Raw genomic sequence first — 24,153 nt, 5'->3', positions numbered from 1 at the left:
ACGTGGTGCCCGCTGGCACCACGTCCGCCGGCCGGCGTCAGTTGCGGCCGTACTCACCGCCGCAGTCACAGCAGTTGCCGCAGTTGCAGTTGCCCGGCGTCTCCGCGTTCACAGCTACCTCCCGTTGACCTGGCCGGCCGTGCGCCGTCCGAAGTGCGGGTCGCGCCGGCGCCGGGCCGGGTTCCCCGGGTCACCCGATCGGGCGGGAACTCAGCCGCGCAGGTAACCGGCCCCGCGGGTCACCGCCGCGTAGGCGTCCACGGCACCATGCCCGTAGAAGCCGTTGAACGACGGCGTGCCCTGGCAGGTCGCGGTGAACGAGGCGTCCCGGCCCTCGTCGAGGTAGTCGACGGTGGCCGGCACCGGGCAGGGGATCCGTGCGGCCGTGCCCTCGATGACGCGCTGCACCGCGTCCGGGTCCATCGTGATCCCGCCGCGGCCGGGCCGTCCGTACTCGGACACGATCAGCGCGGCGACGCCCGCGGCGTGCGGGGTGGCCATCGAGGTGCCCTGCAGGAACTGGTAGTACCCGACCCGGCCGTCCTTGGTGACCGCCTTCTGCACGCCGGCCGCCTGCCCGTCCGGCGTGATGTCGCCGTCCGCGTCGATCGTGCCCTCCGCGACGCCGACGTTGCGCGGGTACGCGGAGAGGATCATGTTTTCGTTCGTGCGATACCAATCGGTGCCGAAGCCGTCGCGGAAGTAGCCGCCCGGTGCGGACACCGAGATCTGCTCGAGCCCGTAGTTCGAGTAGTCCGCCTTGGCGCCGGACGGGCCGAATGCGGAGATCCCGATGGTGTGCGGGCCCTCGACCGGCAGTGACAGGCAGGTCGCGTTGTCGATGGTGCGCGGGTGGTTCGACGACGCCGGGTAGTCCGGGCTCTTCGTGTCCGGCTGCGGCGCCCCGAGGTCGGAGTGCTCGTTGCCGAGCGCCGCGACCTGAGTGACGCCCTTGCGGTAGGCGTAGTTCATCGCGCGCGTCATGGCCTCGGTGACCGTGCGCTGCTCCAGCTGCTGCTCCGGCGAGTCGGCCGGGTTCGCGGCGCAGTTGTAGAGCCACGGGTCCACGTAGAACGACATGTTGACCACGTCGACACCGGCGTCGCCGGCGTAGGTCAGCGCGTCGACGACCGGCTGGAGGAAGAAGTACCCGGCGTCCTGGCCCGCGCGCAGGTTCACGATCGACACGTTCGGCGCCACGCCGGAGATGCCGAACCCGTCGGCGGCCGCCGCGATCGTGCCGGCGACGTGCGTGCCGTGCCCGTTGTCGTCGTGGTCAGCGGGGTCGACGCAACCGCGGTACTCGCACGGCCCGTCCACCACCGCACCGGTCGGGTCGGTGGGGATGTCCCGGGTGAAGTTGCGGGAGGCGGCCCGGTCGAAGTTGGGCGCGATGTCGGGGTGCGAACCGTCGACACCGGTGTCGATGATGCCGACCCGCACGCGCTTGTCGCCGGGCTGCACGGTGCGCGCCAGGTCCGACCGCACCGACTTCAGGCCCCAGAGCTGGTCGTCCAACGGGTCGGTGCCGGTCGCGCCCTTCTTGGCGGCGCCGCTCCGCGGCGCCTGACGGCCCTCCTTCTCCACGTCGGACCGTTTCGGCGCGACCCTACCGGTCGGTGTCCGGCCGATCGCGATCGCCCTGGCCGCACCGTACACGGCGGGATCGGCCGACACGCGCTGGACGAACCCGTCCGCCGGGGCGGCGGCCGTGATCAGGCCGACCGCGGTGTTGGTGCGCAGCACGGTGCCACCGGCCGTGCGGACGGCCTGCTCAGCGGCGGTGACGTCCTGCCCGCCCGCGGCGAGCACGGTGAACTCGGTGGCCGGCCCGGTGGGTGTGGTGGGCTGGGCTCCGGCGCTGGGCACCGCGACGGCCGCGCCGATCAGCGGGACCGCGAGAGCCGCGATGAGCAACCTGGTAGGTCTCAAGGAATTCCTCCTCATCAGGGTGAAGAGGAAGTTACCGCCACGACCGGGCGAACCGGTACGAAATCCCTACCTTCGTCGGGTGCCGAAGAGCCCGCGCGTGATCTCCCGTCCGAGCGAACTGGCCGCCGAACGGACGAACGACCGGACGGCCGGGTTCTCCATCGCCTGCTGGAAGAACCCGGGCGCGGGCTTCGCCTCCGGCGCCGGCCCGGCTTCATCGCGGGCGGGTGGTGCGACCCGGGCCGCGAGCCGTTCGTAGGCCGACTCGCGGTCGATCGTCTCCCCGTACTTCCCGTGCAGCTCCGAAGCCCCGGCGGCGGCCCGGATCGCGTCGGCCCCGATCGATCCCATCTTCGACCGCGGCGCGCGCAACAGGGTCCACGCGACCGGCGTCGGCACCCCGCGCTCGGACAGCACGGTCACGATCGCCTCACCGATCCCGAGGCTGGTCAACGCCTTCTCCAGGTCGTACGCAGCGGTGACCGGGAAGGTCTTGACGGTCCGGCTCAGCGCCTTCTGATCATCCGGGGTGAAGGCCCGCAGGGCGTGCTGGACGCGGGCGCCGAGCTGCGACAGCACCGCGTTCGGCACGTCGGTGGGCAGCTGGGTGCAGAAGAAGACGCCGACGCCTTTCGACCGGATCAGCTTCACCGTCTGCTCGATCCGCTCCAGGAACGCCTTGGACGCGCCGTCGAACAGCAGGTGCGCCTCGTCGAAGAAGAACACCAGCTTGGGCGCGTCCAGGTCGCCCTCCTCGGGGAACTCCTCGAACAGCTCCGCGAGCAGCCACATCAGAAACGTCGAGAACAGCGCCGGCTTGTCCTGCAATTCGTCCAGCTCCAGCAGGTTGAGCACGCCACGGCCGTCGACCTGGCGGGTCAGGTCCCGCACGTCCAGTTCGGGCTCGCCGAAGAACTCCGCGCCGCCCTGCGCCTCCAGGTTGGACAACGCACGCAGGATCACCCCCGCGGTGGCCGGCGCGACACCGCCGATGCCCGTCAGGTCGGCCTTGCCCTCGTCGCTGGTCAGGTGGGTGATCACGGCGCGCAGGTCCTTGAGGTCGAGCAACGCCAGGCCGCGCTGGTCGGCCCAGGCGAAGATCAGCCCGAGCGTCGACTCCTGCGTGGGGTTGAGGCCGAGCACCTTCGACAGCAGGATCGGGCCGAAGCTGGTGATCGTGGCGCGGATCGGCACCCCCTTGCCGCCGGTGCCCAGCGAGAGGAACTGGACCGGGAACCCCTCGGGCCGCCAGTCGTCGCCGGTCTGCTCCGCGCGGCGCGCGGTCCGCTCCGAGGCGGTGCCGGGTTCGGCGAGGCCGGACAGATCGCCCTTGACGTCGGCGAGCACCACCGGCACCCCGGCCGCGGACAACTGCTCGGCGAGCAGCTGGAGCGTCTTGGTCTTGCCGGTGCCGGTCGCACCGGCGACCAGGCCGTGCCGGTTGACCATCGCCAGCGGCAACCGCACCGCCGCGGTGGGGTCGGCGGCGCCGTCGACCAGCACGGCACCGAGTTCGAGCGCGCGGCCGCCGGTGGCGTACCCCGCCGCGATGTCCTGCGCCTCGCCCATGCCGGCCTCCCCGCGTCCCGCGCGGCCAGCGTAAGCCCGATCCGGCGTACCCGCAGCTCAGGCGAGCGAGAGCGCGATGCCGTCGAGGATGTCGTGCTCGCTGACCACCAGCTCGGCGGGGCCGCCGCGCAGGCCGATCTGCTCGGCGAGGATCTGCACGATCAGCCCGCCACCGCCGATCACGTCGACCCGGCCGGGGTGGATCACCGGGTTCGCGGCGCGCGCCGCGTGGTCGGCCTCCAGCAGCTGCCCGGACACCCGCGTGATGTCGGCCGGCGTCAGGCGCGACAGGTGGGTGCGTTCCGAGTCGTACTCCGGCAGCTCCTGGGCCACCGCGGACAACGTGGTGACGGTGCCGGCCACGCCGATCCAGGTGCGGGCCTTCGACACGTCCACCGCGTCGAACGCCTCCGCCAGCACACCGGTGGCGAACTCGCGTGCCGCGACGATCTCGTTCGAGGTCGGCGGATCCGACTTCAGGGCGCGCTCGGTGATCCGCACGCAGCCCACGTCCACCGACCTGGCCGCCGTCACCGAAGCGCGCCGGCCGTCCCAGTCGCCCAGTACCAGCTCGGTGGAGCCGCCGCCGACGTCGACCACCAGGAACGGGCCGTCGTCCGGGTCCTGCTCGCCGACCGCACCGGTGAACGACAGCCGGGCCTCCTCGTCGCCGGTGATCACCTCGGCCTCGGTGCCCAGCACCTCGCGCGTCATCGCGAAGAACTCGTCGCGGTTGCTCGCGTCACGGGTCGCCGAGGTGGCGACCATGCGCACCCTCTCCACACCCTTGCGCCGGGCAGCGATCGTGTAGTCGGCCAGCGCGGCGCGGGTGCGCTCCAGCGCCTCCGGGGCGAGCCGGCCGGTCGCGTCCACACCCTGCCCGAGCCGCACGACCCGCATCTCCCGATGCAGGTCACGCAGGTCGACGGTGCCGTCGTGACGCTCGGTCAGCTCGGCCACCAGCAGGCGGATGGAGTTGGTTCCACAGTCGATCGCGGCAACACGGGGCATGCGCCCACCCTACGGGGTGTGCCCGGTCGTCGATCCCGTGGTGGAGGTCGCCGGGCCGGTGACCGGAGGTTCGCACGGCGGCGTCGTCGAGGTGGGTGTGGTCGTGGTGGTTGTCGTCGACGTCGGCGTGGTGCTGGTCGCGCACGTCGGCGGCACGGTCGTGGTGGTCGTCGTGGTGGTCGTCGTCGTAGTGGTGGTCGTAGTGGTGGTGGCCGGTGTGGTCGGGGTGGTCGAGGGGGTCGTCGTGGTGGTGCTGCTGCCGTCCGACCGGGCCGCCGTCTGCGACGGCGACGGCGACGGCGCCGCCGGTGGCGCGGCGAGGACCGTCGGCGGTGGCGGTGGCGCGACCGCGGGCGCGACCGGGGCCACCGGGACGCTCGGCGCGCCGACCGGCACCTTGCTGTCCGGCAGCAGGGCGACGCCGCTGCGGTACGCCTCGGCCCAGCGGATCACCGTTTCCACGTAGGCGCCGGAGTTGTTGTAGCGGTAGACCGCGGCGCGCAGCTGGGCCGGGTTCGCGAGGTCCAGACCACCGGAGCACAGGTAGCCCGCGGTGGCGAGAGTGGCGTCGTAGATGTTGTTCGGGTCGGCGACCCGGTCGTGGTTGCCGTCCGCACCGTAGAAAACCCAGGTGCTGGGGATGAACTGGGTGGGCCCGACCGCGCGGTCCCACACGGTGTCGTGGTCCCAGCGGCCGTGGTCGGTGTCCCGGATCGCGGCCACCGGGCCGACACCGTTGAGCTCCGGGCCGAGGATCGGCTCGCGGGTGGTCCCGTTCGCGTCGACGTAGCCGCCGCGCGCGTGGTTGGACTCGATGCGGCCGATGCTCGCGACCAGCGCCCAGTCCAGGTGGCAACCCGGGCGCTCGGGCCGCATCAGGTCGGCGGCGTTGCGGTACGCCTTCAGCGCGCTACCGGGGATGCCGAGCGGTCCGGAAGGCAACGCCTCGGGCAGCACCGGCTGCGGCGGCTGCGGGAGCTGCCCGTCGACGCTGATCTGGAGCATCTCCGGCGGCACGCCCTGCACGAGGCCGACCGGGCGGTTCTGCTCGGTGGGCGCGGTGCCGGTCCAGGTTTGGGTGCCGCTCCCGGCCAGCGCGGCCGGGAGCACGGCGAACACGCCGCCCATGGCGGCAAGCGTCGCTTTGTTGGCCAGCCCGGCTCTGCGCGCCTTGCGGTTGGTGACCTTCAGACGGATCCGGCGCACATCCACTTCCCTCCCCGAGCGGGCGTCACATCCGATGCTGAACCGCGCGGTGTGAAGCCCGTGTTACCGAGAGGTGGTATCGCTGCGTTGGGGCGGAAGTGTTAGCCGATAGTTCAGCGCGTAGCCGATGTGGGTGTCCCGGACGAGCCAACACGCCGCCCGCGCCAGCCAACACACCGCCCGCACAGGCAAACACAGCGCGCGGAACGGCAAACACGCGGCCCACTTCGTGTTTGCCGCTCCCGCCGGCGTGTTTGCCGCTCCGGGCGGCGTGTTTGCTGGTCCTGGTGGCGGTGGGTGAGTGGGGCGGGTGGCGTCAGGCGGCGCAGTCGCCGCTGGGCCAATCGGGTTTGAGCAGTTCGAGGGTTTCGTCGCCGAACGGGTTGACGCCCGGTCCCATCGCGAGGGTGTGCGCGAGATGCACGTGCAGGCACTTCACCCGTCCGGGCATGCCGCCCGCGGTCACCTGGTGTCCGAGCGGCTCGAGGGCGTCCCGCTGTGCCAGGTACGACTCGTGCGCACGGCGGTAGGCCGCGGCCAGCTCCTCGTCCACCGCCAGCCGGTCGGTCATCTCCTTCATGATCCCGGACGCCTCGAGGCGCCCGACCAGCGAAGTCAGCCGCGGGCAGGTCAGGTAGTACAGGGTCGGGAACGGGGTGCCGTTCTCCAGCCGCGGGTTGGTCTGCACGACGGACGGGTGCCCGCTCGGACAGCGCGCCGCGACCGCCCGCAGCGCACGCGCGGGACGGCCGAGCTGCTCGGAGATGATGAGCCGGTCGGACTCGGTGACCGGTTCGAACGAGGGCAGGTCCGTCTTGCTCACCGCCCCATTGTCGCAAGCGCCACCCGGTCAGCCGCCGACGGTGCTCCACAACTGCTGGTACCACGCCCCACCGCCGGAGACCACCGGATCGGGCTTCGCCGGCTCCTGCGGTTTCGGCGCGTCCTCCGGCAGCTGCACGACGTAGGGCGTCTCGCCCGGCATGACGTACCGCAGCCGCCGCCGGGCCTCCGCCTCGACCTGCGCCGGATCCGACACCGCGGCCTTGCGTTGCTCCAGCAGCGCCACGTCGTGCTTCAGCTCTGCCTGCCGCTGCTCCTGCTCGGCGACCTCGGCCCGTTGCGCGAGATAGGTGCGCAACGGCACGGCGACGGTGAACGCCAGCGCGCACACCACGATCGCGAGCACCGCGGCCCGGCGCGTGGTGGACATGCCGAGCACGCGCGCTGCGGCGGCGCCCTGGCCGCCCGGGCCGCGGCGCAGCCGCGCCTTCCCGGCGGCCACCCGCCGGGCCAGTTGCGGACGGCGCGCGGGCGCCCCCTCCGCACGTCGGGCCGGTGAGCCCTCCGTGCGGCGGGGGCGCCGCGCGCGCTGGGTTCCGCGTTGCGTCATCTACCCCGGTCAGCTCTCCGTCGAGAACCGCGGGAAGGCCAGCTCACCGGCGTAGCGGGCGGCGTCACCGAGGGCCTCCTCGATGCGCAGCAGCTGGTTGTACTTCGCGACGCGCTCGCTGCGCGCCGGGGCACCGGTCTTGATCTGGCCGACACCGGTCGCCACCGCGAGGTCGGCGATCGTGGTGTCCTCGGTTTCGCCCGAGCGGTGGCTCATCATCGACTTGTAGCCGCTGGAGGTGGCCAGCGCGATCGCGTCCAGGGTCTCCGACAGCGTGCCGATCTGGTTGACCTTCACCAGCAGCGCGTTCGCGGCGCCGCGGTTGATGCCGTCCTCCAGCCGGTCCGGGTTGGTGACGAACAGGTCGTCCCCGACGAGCTGGACCCGCTCGCCGATCTGCTGGGTGAGCGCCACCCAGCCGTCCCAGTCGTCCTCGGACAGCGGGTCCTCGATCGACACCAGCGGGTACGCCTCCACCAGCTCCTGGTAGTAGGCCGCCAGCTGCTCGGCGGTCCGCTTGCTCCCCTCGAACGTGTAGGAACCGGCCGAGAAGAACTCGGTGGCGGCGACGTCCAGGGCCAGCGCGATGTCGCGGCCCGGGGTGTACCCGGCCTTCTCGATCGCCGTGGTGATCAGGTCCAGCGCCTCGCGGTTGCTGGACAGGTTCGGCGCGAACCCGCCCTCGTCACCCAGACCGGTGGCCAGGCCGCGGCCCTTGAGCACCGACTTGAGCGAGTGGTAGACCTCCGTGCCCCAGCGCAGCGCCTCGCGGAAGGACTCCGCGCCGATCGGGGCGATCATGAACTCCTGGATGTCCACGTCGGTGTCGGCGTGCGCGCCACCGTTGAGGATGTTCATCATCGGCACCGGCAGCACGTGCGCGTTCGGCCCGCCCAGGTAGCGGAACAGCTCCAGCTCGGCCGACTCGGCGGCGGCCTTCGCGACGGCCAGCGAAACACCCAGCAGGGCGTTGGCACCCAGCCGCGACTTGTCGGGGGTGCCGTCCAGGTCGACCAGCTTCTGGTCGACGATCCGCTGGTCCACGGCGTCGACCCCGGTCAGCTCGGGACCGATCTCGTCGAGGACCGCGGCGACCGCGCGCTCGACACCCTTGCCGTTGTAGCGCTTCGGGTCGCCGTCGCGCAGCTCGACGGCTTCGTGCTCGCCGGTGGACGCGCCCGAGGGAACGGCGGCCCGCGCCAGCGTGCCGTCGTCGAGAGCCACCTCCACCTCAACGGTCGGGTTGCCACGCGAGTCCAGGATCTCGCGCGCGCCTACCTGCTCAATGACCGCCACACCTGCTCCTCATCGGTTTGTCCAGCGAAGACGCGACCAGCGTAGCGGCCATCGCCGTTCACCCGGTGGAGGCACGCGTCACTGGCCGGCGCGGACCTCCTGCCATCCCGACGGCAGGTCGGCGGTGTCGGAGATCTGCTGCCAGAACGTCCAGCTGTTGCCCCCGCAGTCCAGCACCGTGAACACCCGCGCGCCGTAGGGCTGGTCCTGCGGTGGCGGTACGTCGCACCCCTCCCCCAGGGCCGTGCACACGTGCTCGTACTGCGCGTCGGCGTCGGGCACGTACACGACGTTGAGCTGCCCGACCGGCCGGTCGACGCCCTTGGTCTCCCAGTAGTCGGCGCCGACCGCGGCGAGCACGATCTCGGCGTCACCGGCGGCCACCACGGCCTGGAAGACGTGGCCGGACGCGTCGACGTACCGGACCTTCTCCGTGAAGCCGAACACGCGCACCAGCCAGTCCAGCGCCTCCGTGGCGTCGGTGTAGTACAGGTAGGGCGAGAGTCCGAGATACCGCGGTTCTTCGCTCATGACCGGTTAGTGCATCATGCCGCCGCCGGCCACCCTGATCGCCCCTGCCGAAACGGGCGCGCCGGGGGTAACGTCGATCAGAAGATGGATGAGGCAGAAACCCCGCGGGGACCAGCAGGCCTGCACCCGCTGCACGCGTTTCGCGAGGCGGAGGATCTCGTCGAGAAGCGGCGTCCGCTGGACGCCCTCAAGGCGCTGCAGCCGGTGCTGGAGAGCGAACCGGACAAGCCCAGCGTCCAGCTGCTCGCCGGGCGCGCCTACTTCCACTCCGCCCAGCTCAACCGCGCCGAGCAGGCGTTGACGCGGGTGCTGGAACTCGATCCGTCCGACCACTACGCCCGCTTCGTGCTGGGCCGCACGCTGCAACGGCTGGGCCGGCTGGTCGAAGCGCTGGGACAGCTGCGCATGGCCTGGGCGATGAACCCGGTGCCCGAGTACCAGGACGCGTTGTCCGAGGTCAATGCCCGGGTTCGGTTGCAGGAGAGCTGATCGCGCGGCTCGGGCCGTCCACTAGCGGGGGGCGGCGCCGGCGAGGTTCGTGGCGATGTCGAAGACGTGCCGGGCGGCCGGGGCGAGGGCGGGTGCGCCGGTGATCGCGGCCCACCAGCCGGGCGCGGTGGCCAGGTCGGCGCCCGTCGAGCACAGCGAGCGGGCCGTGGTCAGTGCCGCGTCGTCGATGTCCGCCGGGTCCGCCTGCCTGCCGTCGCGCGTGGCGCGCGCCGCCCACTGCTTCCAGGTCTCCTCGGGCACGCGCAGCGGGCCGGAGCCGACCGCGGACGCCTCGCCGATCGCGGCGAGCGTGGCCCAGGACAGGTGGCATCCCGGCCACTCCCCGCGCATCCACATCTCCGCCCGGCCGTAGCCGGTGAGCACCCGCGGCGGCAGCCCGGTCGCGCCGGCCACTTCGGTCGACCAGGCGTCGAGCGCCTTGCGGTCGGACTCACGCGGCCGGTCCTGCGGCGCGGCCCTGGCGGGGCGTGGGGCGGTCGCGCCGGGCGGCGCTTCGAGCGTCCCCGTGGCCACGGCCGGTTGGGAGACGACCGGCCGCGGGGCCTCCGCGGGACGGGTCACGCCGATGGTCAGGATGAGCACCAGCCCGGTGCCGGTCACCGCCGCCCCGAGGAGCAACCGGGACGAGAAGCGCCGGATCCGGGCGTCCCCCGGCTGAGTGGGTTCTGCCACCCGAACAGGTTATCCAGACTTCCTGACGGACGGATCACACCACTTCGTTATGGAGCCCCTTGCCGCGCCCTGAACTGCGAAAATGCGCGGAGTGACGCCCGATTTGACCGGTTACCCCGATCAAGCGAGGATGGTCGGGCTGGACTTTCAGGCAAGGCTTACCTAAACCTAGACCGGTCCGATGCGTCCAAGGAGGCCGTCCGTTGTTGTTCTCCAGCCTGCTCATCGGCCTCCGGGAGGGCCTGGAGGCCGCCCTGGTGGTGAGCATCCTGGTCGCGTTCCTCGTCCGGACCGACCGGCGCTCGGCGCTGCGCTGGGTGTGGCCGGGCATCGCGGCGGCCGTCGTCCTCTCGGTCGGCGTCGGCGCGGTCCTGACCTTCACCACGGCCCAGCTGTCGTTCGAACAGCAGGAGCTGCTCGGCGGCAGCCTGTCGATCGTGGCCGTCGGGTTCGTCACCGCGATGATCTTCTGGATGCGCAAGGCGTCCAAGAGCATCGCCGCCGAGCTGCGCGGCAAGATGGACAACGCGCTCGCGATCGGTCCGCTCGCGGTCCTGCTCCTGTCGTTCCTCGCCGTCGGCCGCGAAGGGCTGGAGACCGCCGTCTTCTTCTACGCCGCCGTGCAGTCCGCACAGGGCGGCACCACGGAGCCGCTGATCGGGTTCGCCGTCGGCATCGCCGTCGCAATCGCCCTCGCCTACGGCCTCTACCGCGGGGCGATCCGGTTCAACCTGGGCAAGTTCTTCACCATCACGGGCGTGCTGCTCGTGTTCGTCGCCGCCGGTGTGCTCGGCTACGGCCTGCACGACCTGCAGGAAGCCGGCTTCCTGCCCGGCCTGCACACCCTCGCCTTCGACGCGTCCGCCGCCATCCCCGAGACCTCGTGGTACGGCGCGCTGCTCAAGGGCATCTTCAACTACTCGCAACAGACCACGGTGCTCCAGGCGGTCGCCTGGGTCGCCTACGTCGCGATCGTGCTGCCGCTGTTCCTGCGGCGGCCCGCTGTCAAGACCACCCCCGTGGTGGCCGGTACCAAGGAGTGACCTTGCGCAAGACCCCCCTCGTTGTCGCGGGATCGGCCGCGCTGCTCGCCCTGTCCGCCTGCTCCGGCGGTGACCAGAAGGCAGCGGCGGGCGGCCCGATCACCGTCGAGGCCACCGACACCGCGTGCACGGTGTCGGCGACCACCGCGAACGCCGGGAACCTGTCGTTCGAGGTGACGAACAAGGGCACCAAGGTCACCGAGTTCTACCTCTACGCCCAGGGTGACCGGATCATGGGCGAGGTCGAGAACATCGCCCCCGGCCTGACCCGCAAGCTGACCATCGAGGTGCCCGACGCCGGGACCTACCAGACCGCGTGCAAGCCCGGCATGAGCGGCGACGGCATCCGCGGCGCGTTCACCGTCACCGGCGGTGCCGGCCGGAAGACCGACACGAACACGCAGCTCGCCGACGCGACGAAGAGCTACGCGACGTACGTGGCCAGCCAGAGCGACGCGCTGCTGACCGAGACGCAGAAGTTCGCCGACGCGGTCAAGTCCGGCAACGTCGCCGACGCCAAGGCCCGCTACGCGCCCACCCGCACCTACTACGAGCGCATCGAACCGGTCGCGGAGAAGTTCGGCGAGCTGGACCCGGCCATCGACGTCCGCGAGGCCGACCTGGAGGAGGGTCAGCAGTTCACCGGTTTCCACCGGCTGGAGAAGGACCTGTGGGTCACCGGCCTGCAGCCCGACAGCGGGCAGATCGCCGACAAGCTGGTCACCGACGTGACCACCCTGGTGAACCAGGCGAAGACGATCCAGCTGTCCGCACTCGACCTGGCCAACGGCGCCAAGGGCCTGCTCGACGAGGTCGCCACCGGCAAGATCACCGGCGAGGAGGAAACCTTCTCGCACACCGACCTGTGGGACTTCCAGGCGAACCTGGACGGCTCGAAGGCTGCCATCCAGTCGCTGCGCCCGGTGCTGCAGGAACGGGACCCGCAGCTGGTGTCCGAAGTGGACATCCAGGTCAAGAACGTGCAGACGCTGCTGGACAAGCAGCGCTCCGGTGACGGGTTCAAGTACTACACCGAGCTCACCCAGGACCAGATCCGGGAATTCGCCTCCGCGGTGGACGCGCTGGGCGAGCCGCTGAGCAAGGTCGCGGAGGTCGTCGCGCAATGACCCAGGTGTCCCGCCGTCGTCTGCTGGGGTTCGCGGGTGCCGGCGTCGCCCTCGCCGGCGCCGGCGCGGCGGCCGGCGCCGGGCTGGACCACGCACTGTCCGGTCCCGAGGCGCACGCCGCCCCGGACCTCGTGCCGTTCCACGGCGTGCACCAGGCCGGCATCGTCACGCCCACCCAGGAACACCTGCACTTCGCGGCGCTCGACGTGACGACGAAGGACCGGGCGAAGCTGGTGTCGTTGCTGCGCAAGTGGACCGACGCAGCCCGCCGGATGACTGGCGGCCAGGAGGTCGTGCCGAACGGTGCGGTCGGCGGTTCGGCCGCGGCCCCGCCCGGGGACACCGGTGAGGCCCTGGACCTGCCCGCCGCGTCGCTGACGCTGACGATCGGGTTCGGGCCGTCGTTGTTCGACGACCGGTTCGGGCTCGCGGACCGGCGCCCGCCGGCGCTGGCCGACCTGCCGGCGTTCCCGAAGGACAACCTGGACCCCGCCCGCAGCGGCGGTGACCTGTGCATCCAGGCGTGCGCCAACGACCCCCAGGTGGCCGTGCACGCGGTGCGCAACCTGGTGCGGCTCGGCTTCGGCACCACCGAGGTGCGCTGGTCGCAGCTCGGGTTCGGGCGCAGCGCGTCGACCTCGCGCTCACAGGTGACCCCGCGGAACCTGTTCGGTTTCAAGGACGGCACCAACAACCTCAAGGCCGAGGACACCGACGCACTCGCGCAGCACGTGTGGGTCGCGCCGGGCGACGGCCCGGACTGGATGGCCGGCGGCAGCTACCTGGTCACCCGCCGCATCCGGATGCACATCGAGACGTGGGACCGCTCGCCGCTGCGTGAGCAGGAACAGATCGTCGGCCGGACGAAGGGCACCGGCGCACCGCTGGGCCAGTCGGCCGAGTTCGACCCGGTCGACCTGCACGTCGGCGGCGCGAACGGCGAACCGCTGGTCCCGGCCGACGCCCACATCCGGCTGGCGTCCGCGGAGAACCTGAACGGTGTCCGGATCCTGCGGCGTGGCTACAACTTCGTGGACGGGTCCGACGGGGTCGGGCACCTCGAGGCGGGGTTGTTCTTCATCTGCTTCAACCGCGATCCGCGCACCCAGTTCGTGCCGATGCAGAAGGTGCTCTCGGCCAAGGACGCGATGATGGAGTACCTGGAGCACACCGGCTCGGCCCTGTTCGCGGTGCCGCCGGGCGTGACCGAGACCGGCTACTGGGGCGAGTCGCTGTTCGGCTGAGGCCAGTGAGCCCGCCACGCGCCGGCGTCCATCGCCGCCGGATCGAGACCGGCGGCACGGGCCGACCGCTCCGCCGCCCGCACGTCCGCCGCGAACCGCTTCGCCACCGCGCGCAGCTCACCCTCGGGGTCGACCCCGTCCCGGCGCGCCTGCGCGGCCAGCCGGAACACCTGCTCGGCGGGCGAGTCGCCGCCGGGGAACAGGTCCGCGGGCACCCCGGCCCGGCCGGTGCGCTGCCCGAGCTTCCCGGCCAGCGCCACCGCCGGCTGCCCCAGCGCCACACCGTCCACACTGGACTCGCGCTGTTTCTCGGCCTGCTTGAGCTCTTCCCAGCGCACCTGCTGGTGCGCGGCGGTGTGCACGCGCTCGGCGTCGGTGAACACGTGCGGGTGCCGCCCGACGAGCTTCGCCACCAGCCCGGACGCCACCGCGTCGATGTCGAACGGGTCGCCGGTGTCCTCCGCCGCGACGCGGGCGTGGAAGAGCACCTGGAGCAGAACGTCGCCCAGCTCCTCGCGCAGCGCGGCGCGGTCACGCTCCTCGATCGCGTCCAGCAGTTCGTAGGTCTCCTCGACGAGGTACTGCCGCAGCGAGTCGTGGGTCTGCTCGGCGTCCCACGGGCAGCCGCCCGGCGAGCGCAGCCGGTCCATCACCTGCGCCGCTTCGACCAGGCCCGACCCGGCGGGCTGCGCGATCACCCGCGACCCGGCGCGCACCAGCGCGACCACCGCGGGATCGGTCTCGTCCGCCGCGATCAGCACGATCGGCCCAGGCTCCGCGGTCAGGTCGTCCGGCGCGGGCTTCGCGCCCAGCAGATCGGCCAGCCCGCCGTCGATGCCCGACGCGTAGACCGCCTGGGCGCTGCGCAGGAACGGCACGGCGGCCGGCGGGATCCCGGCGTCCGGGTACGGCAGGAGCACGACCGTCACGGCTGCGCGGCACCCTTCACCGGCAGGACGGCCCCGGTGGTCTCGGCGCTGCTCGGGGCGAGGTTCATGGCCACAGGATCCCACACGCCGTAGCGCGGATTGATGCGCACGCCGGCCTGGTCGACGTCGGGCTGGAGCAGTCGCCGCCCGATCGCGGCGAGCTGAGCCGGCGACGGTTGCATCGCCTGCTCACCGGAGGGCGGCGCGTTCAGGTCGCGCGCCCGAACGATCGCGACGATCCACACCTGCTGTTCCTGGCTCGGCTGGAACGCCACCACCGTGCCGGGCGGGACGCCGAACAGGACGAGCGTGGCCAGATCCGGTGCCTGCGCGGCGGGCACCACCTCGCCGACGCTGGTCCGCTCCCCCGCAGCCGCGTCGGCGCGGATCACGTCGGCGGCCGCGGCCGGGCCCGCCGCCATCTGCTCGGCCTTGTCGATGGCCTTCGCGCGCCGGTCCACACCGCCGTCCGAGGTCACCGAGGTGTAGTCGAAGGTGACGCTCGTGCGGTCGAAGTACTTCTGCCCGAGCGCCTGCAACAGCAGGCTGTCGATGATCACCTCGCGGTGGTCGCGCACCCGGTTGACGACCTGCGGCGCCAGCTGTGACGGATCGGCGCCCGTGCCGGACACCGGCTCGGCCAGCGGGTCGTCGGCGAGGAACTGGTCCAGCGCCTGCTGGTCGGGCACCAGACCCTCGCGCTGCGCGACGCGGGCGAGCACGTCGTGCAGCACCACCTGACGCACGATCTCGCGGCCGACCAGGTCCAGCTTGTGCTGCTGGGCCAGCTGCTGGGCGGCCGGCTGTTCGCGCACCGCCTTGTCCAGCAGGTCCTGCACCTGGTCGACGGTGATCTCGTGGTCGGCGAAGAGGACGGCGGCGCCCACCTGGCTCGGCCCGGAACCGCACCCCGCGAGGACCAGGCAGGCGGTTAACGCGGCGAGCAGCGACTGGGAGCGACCCATGATCCGCATCACAGGCCTAACCCTCTCACATCCGGCGCGCCTGAGGGGACTCCTCGCGGAGGCGGGACGCGAAGTTGTTGAACGATCCTCTTGTCGGATTGTTCCCGGGTCCGCTAGCTTCAGCCGTATCGTTTTCACTGGAGGGACCATGAAGCTCCGCAAGACGATGCTCACCGCGGCCACACTTGCGGTCACCGCGGCATCGGCACTGACCATCACCGGCACGGCCACCGCCACCACCGACCCGCCCGGCGGCAGTTACGACCACGTCTACACCGCGGAGGACCACGCCGCACAGATCTACGTCCAGGAACGCAATGACGTGATCAAGTTGTGCGACATCAGGGCAAATGGAAAACCCGCACACATGGACGTGTTTGTCGAGGGATCATCGCGCAATCCCGTCTACACCGTAGACGTGAAAGGCGGCCTGGGGAGCTGCGTCACGCACAGCGCATCCCAGGGGAAGCCGTACATCCTCCCCAAAGGGAGGCGAGTCTACCTGCACTTCTGGGGCACCGCGCCAGACGGCACCTCGGTGAGCTTCACCAGCCGCTGATCCGGCGCAAGCCGGCCGGGGTGCGGACTTCCCGGCCCTTCCGTCCACCGCACGCCGGCGCGTCGTGCTCGTTCACGACACCACCACGGCGAACGTCCACGTAACTCCCGGAACTCAACAACCGCCGACCCGGTGTCCGGTGGCGAACCCCGGCACTCTCGGCCCAATCGTGTCCACTTGGAGGAAGCATGAAGTTCCGCAAGATGATGCTCACCGCCGCCACACTCACGGTCACCGCGGCATCGGCACTGACCATCACCGGCACGGCCACCGCCACCACCAGCCCGGCCGGCGGCTGGGACCACGTCTGGGCCGGGGGCGACGCAACGGTGTACGCCGAGGAAACGGGGGACGTGATCAAGGTGTGCGACACGAAGGCAGATGGTCAACCGGTGTACGTGAAGGTCAGCTCCGGAGGGCAGTGGAAGTACACCGTGTGGGCCAAGGGCGGCTTGGGGAGCTGCGCCGAGCGCAGCGAGAAGGACAAGGGCGTGTACGACCTGATCGAAGGCCGGGAGATCGAGGTCGAGTTCGGTACCGGTAACGGTCCGCACCACGTCGGCCGCTTCCTCAACGCTCGCTGAACCGGCGTCGGTGGCCTGACGGGTCTGGTACTTTCCCCCCGATCGTGTCCACTGGGGAGGAACCATGAAGCTCCGCAAGACCATGCTCACCGCCGCCACACTCGCGGTCACCGCGGCATCAGCACTGACCACCACCGGCACGGCCGCGGCCACCACCAGCCCGCCGGGTGGCTGGGACCACGTCTGGACCTCGCGCGATGGCGGCGCAGAGGTCTACGTCAACAGGTACAAGGACAACATCTCGGTGTGCGATGTGAAGAAGGATGGTCGCTCCGCTCGCTTGGAGGTGTACATCGAGAAGGCGACCAAGCCCGTGTACACCATGACCACCTCGCAATGCGCCATCCACTGGGAGCCGGACGGAGGCAAGTACAACCTTCCGGAAGGAAAAGAGATTCACCTCTATTTCGGCACCGGGAAAGGCCGCGACAACCTGACCCACCAGAAGTTCCTCAACAACCGCTGATCCGTGTTCGGTGGCCGGGAGTTCGGGAGTTCACCGTCCTTCCGGCCACCGCACGCCCATGTGTTCGCCCGCCCCTCCGGCCGGGAGAATGCCAGACGGACGGCGGAATCGTCAGCCGCCGCAGCGGCAAACTCGCTGCCCGGAGGGACGAACACCCTGCCCGGAAGGGCAAACAGGCCACCGGGAGGGGCAGACACGCTGCCCGGAGGGGCAAACACGGGCTTCCGCGATCACCGCTGACCCGGGCCCGGGAATTCCGGAGTTCAGTCCGGCCACCGGACGCTGGCGTCGTGCTCCGGGTGCTTGCGCAGGTAGGCCCCGATGAACGGGCACAGCGGCACGATCGTCCGGCCGCGCTGCACGGCGTCGTCGATCGCTCCCGCCGCCAGGCGCGAACCCAGGCCCTGCCCGGAAAACGCGTCGTCGACCTCGGTGTGCGTGAAGATCACGTCGTCACCACGCTCGCGGTACTCGGCGAACCCGCCGAGCTTTCCACCGACGTGGATCTCGTAGCGGTGCTTCTCGTCGTTGCGGCTGACCACGGGCTTCTCCTTAACCGACTGGGGCGGGTTTCTTGGTCAGGTTGACCAGGAGCTTGGTGCACCAATCCAGCAGCGCATCATCGCGCAGCTGCGGCGCGCCCATCCGGCCGCCGGCCGGACCCTCGGTCGGCTTCGGCACCGACACCGTCCGCATCGCGGCCTTGTAGGTGGCCTTCGGGTACAGGCGCTTGAGCCGCACCATCTGCGAGTCCATCAGCTCCAGGGGCGCGAAGCGGATGTTGTTGCCCTGCGCGGAAACCTCGGTGACACCCACCGAGCGGCACACGTGCCGGAACCGCGCGACCGCGAGCAGCCGCTGCACCGGTGCGGGCGGCTGGCCGTAGCGGTCGATGAGCTCCTCCTCGACCGCGCGCAGCTCGTCGTCGTCCACCGCCGCCGCGATCTTGCGGTACGCCTCCAGGCGCAGCCGCTCGCCCGGCACGTAGTCGTGCGGGATGTGCGCGTCGACCGGCAGGTCCACCCGTACCTCGCGGAGCTCCTCCTCCTCGGCGGGCGCGTCCCCAGCGCTGCGACGGAACACGTCCACCGCCTCACCGACCAGCCGCACGTACAGGTCGAACCCGACACCGGCGATGTGCCCCGACTGCTCGGCGCCGAGGATGTTGCCGGCGCCGCGGATCTCCAGGTCCTTCATCGCCACCGCCATGCCCGCACCCAGCTCGGTGTTCTGCGCGATGGTCGCCAGCCGGTCGTGCGCGGTCTCGGTGAGCGGACTCTCCGGCGGGTACAGGAAATACGCGTAGCCACGCTCCCGCCCGCGCCCGACCCGGCCGCGCAACTGGTGCAGTTGCGCCAGGCCGAGCAGGTCACCGCGCTCGACGATCAACGTGTTGGCGTTGGAGATGTCCAGGCCGGTCTCCACGATCGTGGTGCAGACCAGCACGTCGTACTCGCGCTCCCAGAAGCCCTGGATGATCTTCTCGAGCTTCTCCTCGTTCATCTGGCCGTGCGCGGTGACCACCCGCGCCTCGGGCACCAGCTCACGGATGCGGCGCGCCGCCTTCTCGATCGAGGACACCCGGTTGTGCACGTAGAACACCTGGCCGTCGCGCAGCAGCTCCCGCCGGATGGCCGCGGCGACCTGCTTGTCGTCGTAGGCGCCCACGTAGGTCAGGATCGGGTGCCGGTCCTCCGGCGGGGTCAGGATCGTGGACATCTCCCGGATCCCGGCCAGCGACATCTCCAACGTCCGCGGGATCGGCGTGGCCGACATGGTCAGCACGTCGACGTGCGTGCGCAGCGCCTTGATGTGCTCCTTGTGCTCGACACCGAACCGCTGCTCCTCGTCGACGATGACCAGGCCGAGGTCCTTGTAGCGGATACCGGTCTGCAACAGCCGGTGCGTGCCGATCACGATGTCCACCGTGCCGTCGGCCAGGCCCGCCAGGGTCGCGTCCGACTCGGTCTTGTCGGTGAACCGGGACAAGCCCTTGATCTTCACCGGGAACGAGGCCATGCGCTGGCTGAACGTGTTGAGGTGCTGCTGGGCCAGCAGCGTGGTGGGCACCAGCACCGCCACCTGCTTGCCGTCCTGCACCGCCTTGAACGCGGCGCGCACCGCGATCTCGGTCTTGCCGTACCCGACGTCGCCGCAGATCACGCGGTCCATCGGGACGCCCCGCTCCATGTCCGCCTTGACCTCGTCGATCGCGGCGAGCTGATCGTTGGTCTCGGTGAACGGGAACGCGTCCTCCAGCTCCCGCTGCCACGGCGTGTCCGGGCCGAACGGGTGACCCGGCGACGCCTGGCGCGCGGCGTAGAGCTGCACCAGCTCGGCGGCGATCTCCTTGACCGCCTTGCGGGCCTTGGCCTTGGTGTTCTTCCAGTCCGACCCGCCCAGCTTGTTCAACGTCGGCAGCTCGCCGCCGACGTAGCGGGACACCTCGTCGAGCTGATCGCTCGGCACGTACAGCCGGTCGCCGGGGTGACCGCGCTTGGACGACGCGTACTCCAGCACCAGGTACTCGCGGGTGGCACCACCGACGGTGCGCTGCACCATCTCCACGAACCGGCCGATGCCGTGCTGGTCGTGCACCACGTAGTCACCCGGCTTGAGCGCCAGCGGGTCGACGGCGTTGCGGCGGCGCGACGGCATCTTCGCGCCCAGGTCGCGGGTCGCCGACCCGGCGGTGGCGCCCCGGCCGGTCAGGTCGGCCTCGGTGAGGACGACCAGCCGCAGCTCGGGGGCCACGAACCCTTCGGCGAGACCACCGCAGGCGACCGTGACGATCCCGGGCCGCAGCTGCTCGCGCAGCCCGTCCGCGGCGTGCGCGGCCGACACCCCGGCCGTGGACAGCTGCTCGACCGCGCGCGTCGCGGTGCCGTGCCCGGCCACCACCAGCACCGCGGTGCCGCCCGCGGCCAGGTGGGCGTGCAGGTCCCGCACCGCGCGATCCAGGTCGCCGCGGTAGCCGGGCGAGGCGTCGATGCCGACGTGCAGCACGTCGGCGTCCTCGCTGGTCAGCTGCGACAGCGTCCACCACGCCCGGCCGGTCTCGCCGGCGTGCTTGGCGACCTCTTCCAGGTTGCGGTAGGCCGAGGCGCCCAGGTCGATCGGCGCCTGGCCACCACCGGCCGCGGACATCCAGGACGCCTCGAGGAACTCCTGCCCGGTGCGCACCAGGTCGGCGGCGCGGGCGCGGATCTTCTCCGGGTCGGCCAGCACGACGTGGGTGCCCTCGGGCATCGCGTCGGTGAGCAGCTCCAGCTCGCCCTCGCACAACACCGGGATGAGGGCCTCCATGCCCTCGACCGGGATGCCGCCGGCCAGTTTGGTCAGCATCTCCGCCAGCTGCGCGTCGGCCGCGTAGGTCTCGGCGAGCTCGCCGGCGCGGGCCTTCACGTCCGGGGTGAGCAGCAGCTCGCGGCACGGCGGAGCGTACACGGAGGACAGTTCGCCGGGCAGGGATCGCTGGTCCGCCACCGCGAACGCACGGACCTCGCTGACCTCGTCGCCCCAGAACTCGATGCGGTACGGGTGGTCGGCGGTCGGCGGGAAGATGTCCAGGATGCCGCCGCGCACCGCGAACTCGCCGCGCTTCTCGACCATGTCGACGCGGGTGTAGGCCAGCTCGACGAGCCGGTCCAGCAGGCCCTCGAACTCCTCCTCCTCGCCGACCGTCAGCTCCACCGGCGCGAGACTGCCCAGGCCCGGCGCCATCGGCTGGATCAGGCTGCGCACCGTGGCCACCACCACGCGCGGCGCGTGGTCGGTGCGCAGGCGGTGCAGCACGTCCAGCCGGCGGCCCACGGTGTCCGCCCGCGGTGAGAGGCGCTCGTGCGGCAGCGTCTCCCAGGACGGGAAGGCGGCCACCGCGTCCTCGCCGATCAGACTCGCCAGCGCGGCCGTCAGCTCCTCGGCCTCACGGCCGGTGGCGGTGACGGCCAGCACCGGGCGGCCCGCCCCGGCGTCGGCGGCCAGCGCGGCGACCACCAGCTGACGGGTGGCGGTGGCACCCTCCAGTTCCAGCTGGGGTGCACCGGCGCGCTCGATCACCGCGCGCAGGGCGGGATCGGGCAGGACGGCGGTGAGCAGGCCGGAGAGCTGCGGGTCGGTCACGGAACGGAACTCCTCGGGCACGCGCGGGCACACCCCTGCCCCGGTCGGCGGGCTCAGGGGTTCTCGGGTTCCAGAGTACGTCGCAGGGGCGACAAAATTTCGGCGAGTCCCGCGAGCTGCTGGTCGATGAGGTGCGGGTCGAGGGCGGCGACGCGCAGCAGGATGTGCCGCGCCTCCCACTCCGGCGCCGTGTTCACCACTCGGGGCGCCGTGTCTGCCACTCCGGGCGGCGTGTTCACCACTCGGGGCGGCGTGTTCACCACTCGGGGCGGCGTGTCGGCCGCTCCGGGCAGCGTGTTTGCCGCTCCGGGCAGCGTGTTTGCCGCTCCGGGCGGCGTGTTTGCCGGTCGGCGACGCCGCACGGCTCGGGCGCGACCTTGGCGAGCAGTTCGCCGCTCGGCGATCCCCCGGGGGGTCCGTGTCCGCGTTCCGTCCCGGAACAGCCAACACGACGCCCGGAACAGCCGACACGTCGCGGCGATCACCGCCGCCGCCGCGAGGTAGACCAGCGCGGGTGGGAGGGTGGCGAGGGGCGCCGATCACGACGTCACGGCCGCGCGGTGCACGAAGGCGGGTGGCAGGTTGCCCCACACCACCCGGCTGCGGCCGACGAACCCGAACCGCCGGGCCAGCGCGGCCTCGAACCGCCGGGCGGCGGGCAGCCAGGCTGCGTGCAGGTAGGCGAACGTGGCGAACCGCCCGCCGGGCGCCAGCACTTCGCCGATCTGGTCCAGGATGCGCTCCTGCCGCTCGCGCGGGAACAGCGCCCAGGGCAGCCCGGACACCACGACGTCCGCGGCCGGCACGTACTCGGCGAGGCGCTCCGCGGATCCGGTGATCACCTCGATGTCCGGGTGGCTCCGGGCGAGGTCGCCGGCCAGTCGCGGGTTCACCTCGATCGCGGTCAGCCGCGCGCCAGGGCGCAGCCGGGCGAGCAGGGCTTCGGTGAACACCCCGGTGCCCGGCCCGAGCTCGACGACGCGGGCCGCGCGGTCGGCACCGACGCCCGCGACCATGGCCGCAGCCAGCCGCCGTGAGCTGGCCGCGATCGCGCCGGTGCAGCCGGGGTTGCGGAGGAATTCCCTGGTGATGGACATGATCCCGACGCTAGGAACGCCGATCTCGTCACGCGTCCGTCTCGTGGCCGCACCATCTCCTCCGCCGGGAGGACACAGTGCATACCTCGGGAGGACGCGCGCGCGGGCACCCGGTCGCTACCGTCGGGTGGGTGCACCGGCTGCTCCAGTGGTTGCGCGGCCACCCGTGGCTGGCCGACCTCCCGCTCTACGCCTATTTTCTGTTCCCGCCCCTGGTGCAGGACCGGCCGGACTGGCGGCCGGTGTGGGTGCAGGCGCTGGTGCTCGCCGGGATGGTGCTGCCGCTGCTGTGGCGGCGCCGCGCCCCGGGGCTGGTCGCGGCGGTGGTGCTGGCCGCGGTCGCGGTGCACTACGCGGCCGAGGTGCAGACCTACGACCGGGGCCGCAGCGAGATCGCGATGGCCGTCGTGCTCTACACGCTGGTGGTGCTGGGCAGGCGGCGGGCGGCGGCGGTCACCGCGGCCGGGGTGGTCGTCCTCGACGTGTGGTGGGCGTGCACCTGGTCGGCGGGCACCGCGATCAGCCCGTGGACCGCGATCCTGGGGACCTTGCCGCTGCACATCACCGCGTGGGCGCTGGGCGAGTTCGTGCGCGCCCGGCGCGCGGTCGCCGCGGAGTCGCAGCGGCGCGTGCTGGCCGAGGAACGGTCGCGGATCGCCCGCGAGCTGCACGACGTCGTGGCGCACAGCGTGAGCGTGATGGTGTTGCAGGCCGAGGGCGCGAAACTGCTGGCGCACCGGGACCCCGACCGCGCGGCGCAGGCGCTGGAGACCATCGGCGGCACCGGGCGCGGTGCGCTCGGTGAGCTGCGGCGGCTGCTCGGGGTGCTGCACGGCACCGAGCCACACCCCGGGATCGGTGACCTGCGCGACCTGGCCGCGCGGTCGAGCGTGGGACGGCGGCCGGTGCGGCTGGAGGTCCGCGGCGACGGCGGTGCGCTGCCGGCGAGCGCGGCGCTGCAGGCCTATCGCATCGTGCAGGAGGGCCTCACGAACGTGCTGAAACACGCGCCGCCCGATGCCGAGACGTTCGTGCTGGTGGAGTTCGGCGACCAGGTGCGCATCGAGGTCGTCAACAGCGGTGGCACCGGGAAGCCACCGGCGCTCCCCTCCTCCGGGCGGGGGCTGGCCGGCGTCGCGCAGCGGGTCGAGATGTTCGGCGGCACCCTCCACACCGGACCGACACCGGACGGCGGCTACCGCCTGGCCGCGACCCTGCGGGCGGCGTCGTGACGGCGCGGGTGCTGATCTGCGACGACCAGGAGCTGGCGCGCACCGGGCTGCGGATGATCGTGGACAGCCAGGCGGACCTGGCGGTGGCCGGGGAGGCGGGCGACGGCGCGGCCGCGGTGGAACAGGCCGTGGCGCTGCGGCCGGACCTGGTGCTGATGGACGTGCGGATGCCGGTGCTGGACGGTGTCGCGGCCACCGGGCGGATCTGCGCCCGGCTGCCCGGGACACGTGTCCTGATCATCACGACGTTCGACCTGGACGAGTACGCCTACGCCGGTCTGCGCGCCGGGGCCAGCGGGTTCGTGGTCAAGGACGCCCCGGCGGACGAGCTCCTGGTCGCGATCCGCGGCGTGCTGCGCGGCGACGCGATGGTGTCCCCGTCGGTCACCCGGCGGCTGCTGGACCGGTTCCTGGACGGCCCGGTGGACGCGCGACCGCTGGACGTGCTCACCGACCGGGAGCGGGACGTGCTGGCGCTGATCGGGCGGGGCCTGACCAACCGCGAGATCGCGGGCCGGCTCTACATCGGCGAGACGACGGTGAAGACGCACGTCGGGCACGTCCTGCGCAAGCTGGGCCTGCGCGACCGGGTGCACGCGGTGGTGACCGCCTACGAGACGGGGCTGGTGCGCCCGGGCGGCTGAACCCGATCGGGAACGAACAGA

Annotated in this window: 24 protein-coding genes; 9 read left to right on the top strand and 15 right to left on the bottom strand. The window is 71.8% G+C overall.

Features of this window, described 5'->3' with window-relative positions:
* Positions 1–210 precede the first annotated feature (210 nt).
* From FHX46_RS05600 to FHX46_RS05565, 8 genes are all read right to left on the bottom strand, one after another.
* A complete protein-coding gene (locus FHX46_RS05600) occupies positions 211–1,932 on the bottom strand; it encodes a S8 family serine peptidase (RefSeq protein WP_449224092.1) in 1,722 nt (573 codons plus the stop codon).
* A gap of 66 nt (positions 1,933–1,998) precedes the next feature.
* Positions 1,999–3,501, bottom strand: a complete 1,503-nt coding sequence (locus FHX46_RS05595; protein ID WP_167111267.1) for a helicase HerA-like domain-containing protein — start codon at positions 3,499–3,501, stop codon at positions 1,999–2,001.
* A gap of 57 nt (positions 3,502–3,558) precedes the next feature.
* Positions 3,559–4,512, bottom strand: coding sequence for a Ppx/GppA phosphatase family protein (locus tag FHX46_RS05590; protein ID WP_167111265.1), 954 nt, complete (start codon positions 4,510–4,512; stop codon positions 3,559–3,561).
* 9 nt (positions 4,513–4,521) lie between these two features.
* The gene (locus tag FHX46_RS05585; protein WP_390622584.1) at positions 4,522–5,724 is read right to left on the bottom strand and encodes a lytic transglycosylase domain-containing protein; all 1,203 of its coding nucleotides are present in this window, start codon (positions 5,722–5,724) and stop codon (positions 4,522–4,524) included.
* A gap of 310 nt (positions 5,725–6,034) precedes the next feature.
* Positions 6,035–6,541, bottom strand: coding sequence for a DUF501 domain-containing protein (locus tag FHX46_RS05580; RefSeq protein WP_167111263.1), 507 nt, complete (start codon positions 6,539–6,541; stop codon positions 6,035–6,037).
* Between the two features lie 27 nt (positions 6,542–6,568).
* Entirely contained in the window at positions 6,569–7,111 is a 543-nt protein-coding gene (locus FHX46_RS05575) for an FtsB family cell division protein (RefSeq protein WP_167111261.1), read from the bottom strand.
* Positions 7,112–7,120: 9 nt separating this feature from the next.
* Complete coding sequence (eno, locus tag FHX46_RS05570) at positions 7,121–8,407, bottom strand: phosphopyruvate hydratase (protein ID WP_167111259.1); 1,287 nt, start codon at positions 8,405–8,407, stop codon at positions 7,121–7,123.
* Positions 8,408–8,485: 78 nt separating this feature from the next.
* Positions 8,486–8,938, bottom strand: a complete 453-nt coding sequence (locus FHX46_RS05565; protein WP_167104447.1) for a VOC family protein — start codon at positions 8,936–8,938, stop codon at positions 8,486–8,488.
* Between the two features lie 84 nt (positions 8,939–9,022).
* Here FHX46_RS05565 and FHX46_RS05560 point away from each other — a divergent pair, with 84 nt between their 5' ends.
* Positions 9,023–9,427: a tetratricopeptide repeat protein gene (locus tag FHX46_RS05560; protein ID WP_167111257.1), complete on the top strand. Its 405-nt coding sequence runs from the start codon at positions 9,023–9,025 to the stop codon at positions 9,425–9,427.
* Between the two features lie 21 nt (positions 9,428–9,448).
* Here the strand turns inward: FHX46_RS05560 and FHX46_RS05555 are convergent, their stop codons facing one another.
* On the bottom strand, positions 9,449–10,120 hold the full coding sequence (locus tag FHX46_RS05555; RefSeq protein WP_167111255.1) for a hypothetical protein: 672 nt from the start codon (positions 10,118–10,120) through the stop codon (positions 9,449–9,451).
* 203 nt (positions 10,121–10,323) lie between these two features.
* On the opposite strand from FHX46_RS05555, the gene efeU reads away from it, so the two are divergent.
* From efeU to efeB, 3 genes are read left to right on the top strand one after another with little or no spacing between them, the layout of a single operon-like run.
* Positions 10,324–11,163 (top strand): iron uptake transporter permease EfeU, encoded by an 840-nt coding sequence (efeU, locus tag FHX46_RS05550; protein WP_167111253.1) that lies wholly within the window; start codon positions 10,324–10,326, stop codon positions 11,161–11,163.
* Entirely contained in the window at positions 11,160–12,290 is a 1,131-nt protein-coding gene (efeO, locus tag FHX46_RS05545) for an iron uptake system protein EfeO (protein ID WP_167111251.1), read from the top strand. Before efeU ends, efeO begins: the two co-directional genes overlap by 4 nt.
* On the top strand, positions 12,287–13,534 hold the full coding sequence (efeB, locus tag FHX46_RS05540) for an iron uptake transporter deferrochelatase/peroxidase subunit (RefSeq protein ID WP_167111249.1): 1,248 nt from the start codon (positions 12,287–12,289) through the stop codon (positions 13,532–13,534). Before efeO ends, efeB begins: the two co-directional genes overlap by 4 nt.
* Here efeB and FHX46_RS05535 read toward each other — a convergent pair.
* Together FHX46_RS05535 and FHX46_RS05530 are read right to left on the bottom strand one after the other, a co-directional pair.
* Positions 13,507–14,463, bottom strand: a complete 957-nt coding sequence (locus tag FHX46_RS05535) for a MazG family protein (protein WP_167111247.1) — start codon at positions 14,461–14,463, stop codon at positions 13,507–13,509. The genes efeB and FHX46_RS05535 overlap by 28 nt on opposite strands.
* The gene (locus FHX46_RS05530; protein ID WP_243871230.1) at positions 14,460–15,428 is read right to left on the bottom strand and encodes a hypothetical protein; all 969 of its coding nucleotides are present in this window, start codon (positions 15,426–15,428) and stop codon (positions 14,460–14,462) included. The genes FHX46_RS05535 and FHX46_RS05530 overlap by 4 nt, the downstream gene beginning before the upstream one ends.
* Before the next feature lie 148 nt (positions 15,429–15,576).
* Here FHX46_RS05530 and FHX46_RS05525 point away from each other — a divergent pair, with 148 nt between their 5' ends.
* The 3 genes from FHX46_RS05525 to FHX46_RS05515 all read left to right on the top strand — a co-directional run bounded on the left by FHX46_RS05525 (position 15,577) and on the right by FHX46_RS05515 (position 17,037).
* The gene (locus tag FHX46_RS05525; protein ID WP_167111244.1) at positions 15,577–15,987 is read left to right on the top strand and encodes a hypothetical protein; all 411 of its coding nucleotides are present in this window, start codon (positions 15,577–15,579) and stop codon (positions 15,985–15,987) included.
* Between the two features lie 188 nt (positions 15,988–16,175).
* Positions 16,176–16,571, top strand: a complete 396-nt coding sequence (locus FHX46_RS05520; RefSeq protein ID WP_167111242.1) for a hypothetical protein — start codon at positions 16,176–16,178, stop codon at positions 16,569–16,571.
* A gap of 64 nt (positions 16,572–16,635) precedes the next feature.
* Positions 16,636–17,037 carry a hypothetical protein gene (locus FHX46_RS05515; RefSeq protein WP_167111240.1) on the top strand — a complete coding sequence of 134 codons (402 nt, stop codon included), beginning with the start codon at positions 16,636–16,638 and terminating at the stop codon, positions 17,035–17,037.
* 263 nt (positions 17,038–17,300) lie between these two features.
* Here the strand turns inward: FHX46_RS05515 and FHX46_RS05510 are convergent, their stop codons facing one another.
* From FHX46_RS05510 to FHX46_RS05495, 4 genes are all read right to left on the bottom strand, one after another.
* Complete coding sequence (locus FHX46_RS05510) at positions 17,301–17,579, bottom strand: GNAT family N-acetyltransferase (protein WP_167111238.1); 279 nt, start codon at positions 17,577–17,579, stop codon at positions 17,301–17,303.
* 10 nt (positions 17,580–17,589) lie between these two features.
* Positions 17,590–21,159: a transcription-repair coupling factor gene (gene mfd, locus FHX46_RS05505; protein WP_167111236.1), complete on the bottom strand. Its 3,570-nt coding sequence runs from the start codon at positions 21,157–21,159 to the stop codon at positions 17,590–17,592.
* Positions 21,160–21,212: 53 nt separating this feature from the next.
* The gene (locus FHX46_RS05500; RefSeq protein WP_243871229.1) at positions 21,213–21,359 is read right to left on the bottom strand and encodes a hypothetical protein; all 147 of its coding nucleotides are present in this window, start codon (positions 21,357–21,359) and stop codon (positions 21,213–21,215) included.
* A 339-nt stretch (positions 21,360–21,698) separates the two neighbouring features.
* On the bottom strand, positions 21,699–22,256 hold the full coding sequence (locus FHX46_RS05495) for a class I SAM-dependent methyltransferase (protein ID WP_167111234.1): 558 nt from the start codon (positions 22,254–22,256) through the stop codon (positions 21,699–21,701).
* A 131-nt stretch (positions 22,257–22,387) separates the two neighbouring features.
* On the opposite strand from FHX46_RS05495, the gene FHX46_RS05490 reads away from it, so the two are divergent.
* Positions 22,388–23,488, top strand: a complete 1,101-nt coding sequence (locus FHX46_RS05490; RefSeq protein WP_167111232.1) for a sensor histidine kinase — start codon at positions 22,388–22,390, stop codon at positions 23,486–23,488.
* Complete coding sequence (locus FHX46_RS05485; protein ID WP_167111230.1) at positions 23,485–24,132, top strand: response regulator; 648 nt, start codon at positions 23,485–23,487, stop codon at positions 24,130–24,132. Before FHX46_RS05490 ends, FHX46_RS05485 begins: the two co-directional genes overlap by 4 nt.
* Positions 24,133–24,153 lie beyond the last annotated feature (21 nt).

It is taken from the genome of Amycolatopsis viridis, assembly GCF_011758765.1.
Lineage (GTDB): Bacteria > Actinomycetota > Actinomycetes > Mycobacteriales > Pseudonocardiaceae > Amycolatopsis_E > Amycolatopsis_E viridis.
This window is presented reverse-complemented; position numbering and strand designations above follow the sequence as displayed.

Bases quoted from the DNA above. Each gene is read 5' to 3' on its own strand.
- FHX46_RS05595 (WP_167111267.1), bottom strand. From the start codon at position 3,501: ATGGGCGAGGCGCAGGACATCGCGGCGGGGTACGCCACCGGCGGCCGC.
- FHX46_RS05590 (WP_167111265.1), bottom strand. From the start codon at position 4,512: ATGCCCCGTGTTGCCGCGATCGACTGTGGAACCAACTCCATCCGCCTG.
- FHX46_RS05575 (WP_167111261.1), bottom strand. From the start codon at position 7,111: ATGACGCAACGCGGAACCCAGCGCGCGCGGCGCCCCCGCCGCACGGAG.
- FHX46_RS05565 (WP_167104447.1), bottom strand. From the start codon at position 8,938: ATGAGCGAAGAACCGCGGTATCTCGGACTCTCGCCCTACCTGTACTAC.
- FHX46_RS05560 (WP_167111257.1), top strand. From the start codon at position 9,023: ATGGATGAGGCAGAAACCCCGCGGGGACCAGCAGGCCTGCACCCGCTG.
- efeB (WP_167111249.1), top strand. From the start codon at position 12,287: ATGACCCAGGTGTCCCGCCGTCGTCTGCTGGGGTTCGCGGGTGCCGGC.
- FHX46_RS05530 (WP_243871230.1), bottom strand. From the start codon at position 15,428: ATGGGTCGCTCCCAGTCGCTGCTCGCCGCGTTAACCGCCTGCCTGGTC.
- FHX46_RS05525 (WP_167111244.1), top strand. From the start codon at position 15,577: ATGAAGCTCCGCAAGACGATGCTCACCGCGGCCACACTTGCGGTCACC.
- FHX46_RS05520 (WP_167111242.1), top strand. From the start codon at position 16,176: ATGAAGTTCCGCAAGATGATGCTCACCGCCGCCACACTCACGGTCACC.
- FHX46_RS05515 (WP_167111240.1), top strand. From the start codon at position 16,636: ATGAAGCTCCGCAAGACCATGCTCACCGCCGCCACACTCGCGGTCACC.
- FHX46_RS05495 (WP_167111234.1), bottom strand. From the start codon at position 22,256: ATGTCCATCACCAGGGAATTCCTCCGCAACCCCGGCTGCACCGGCGCG.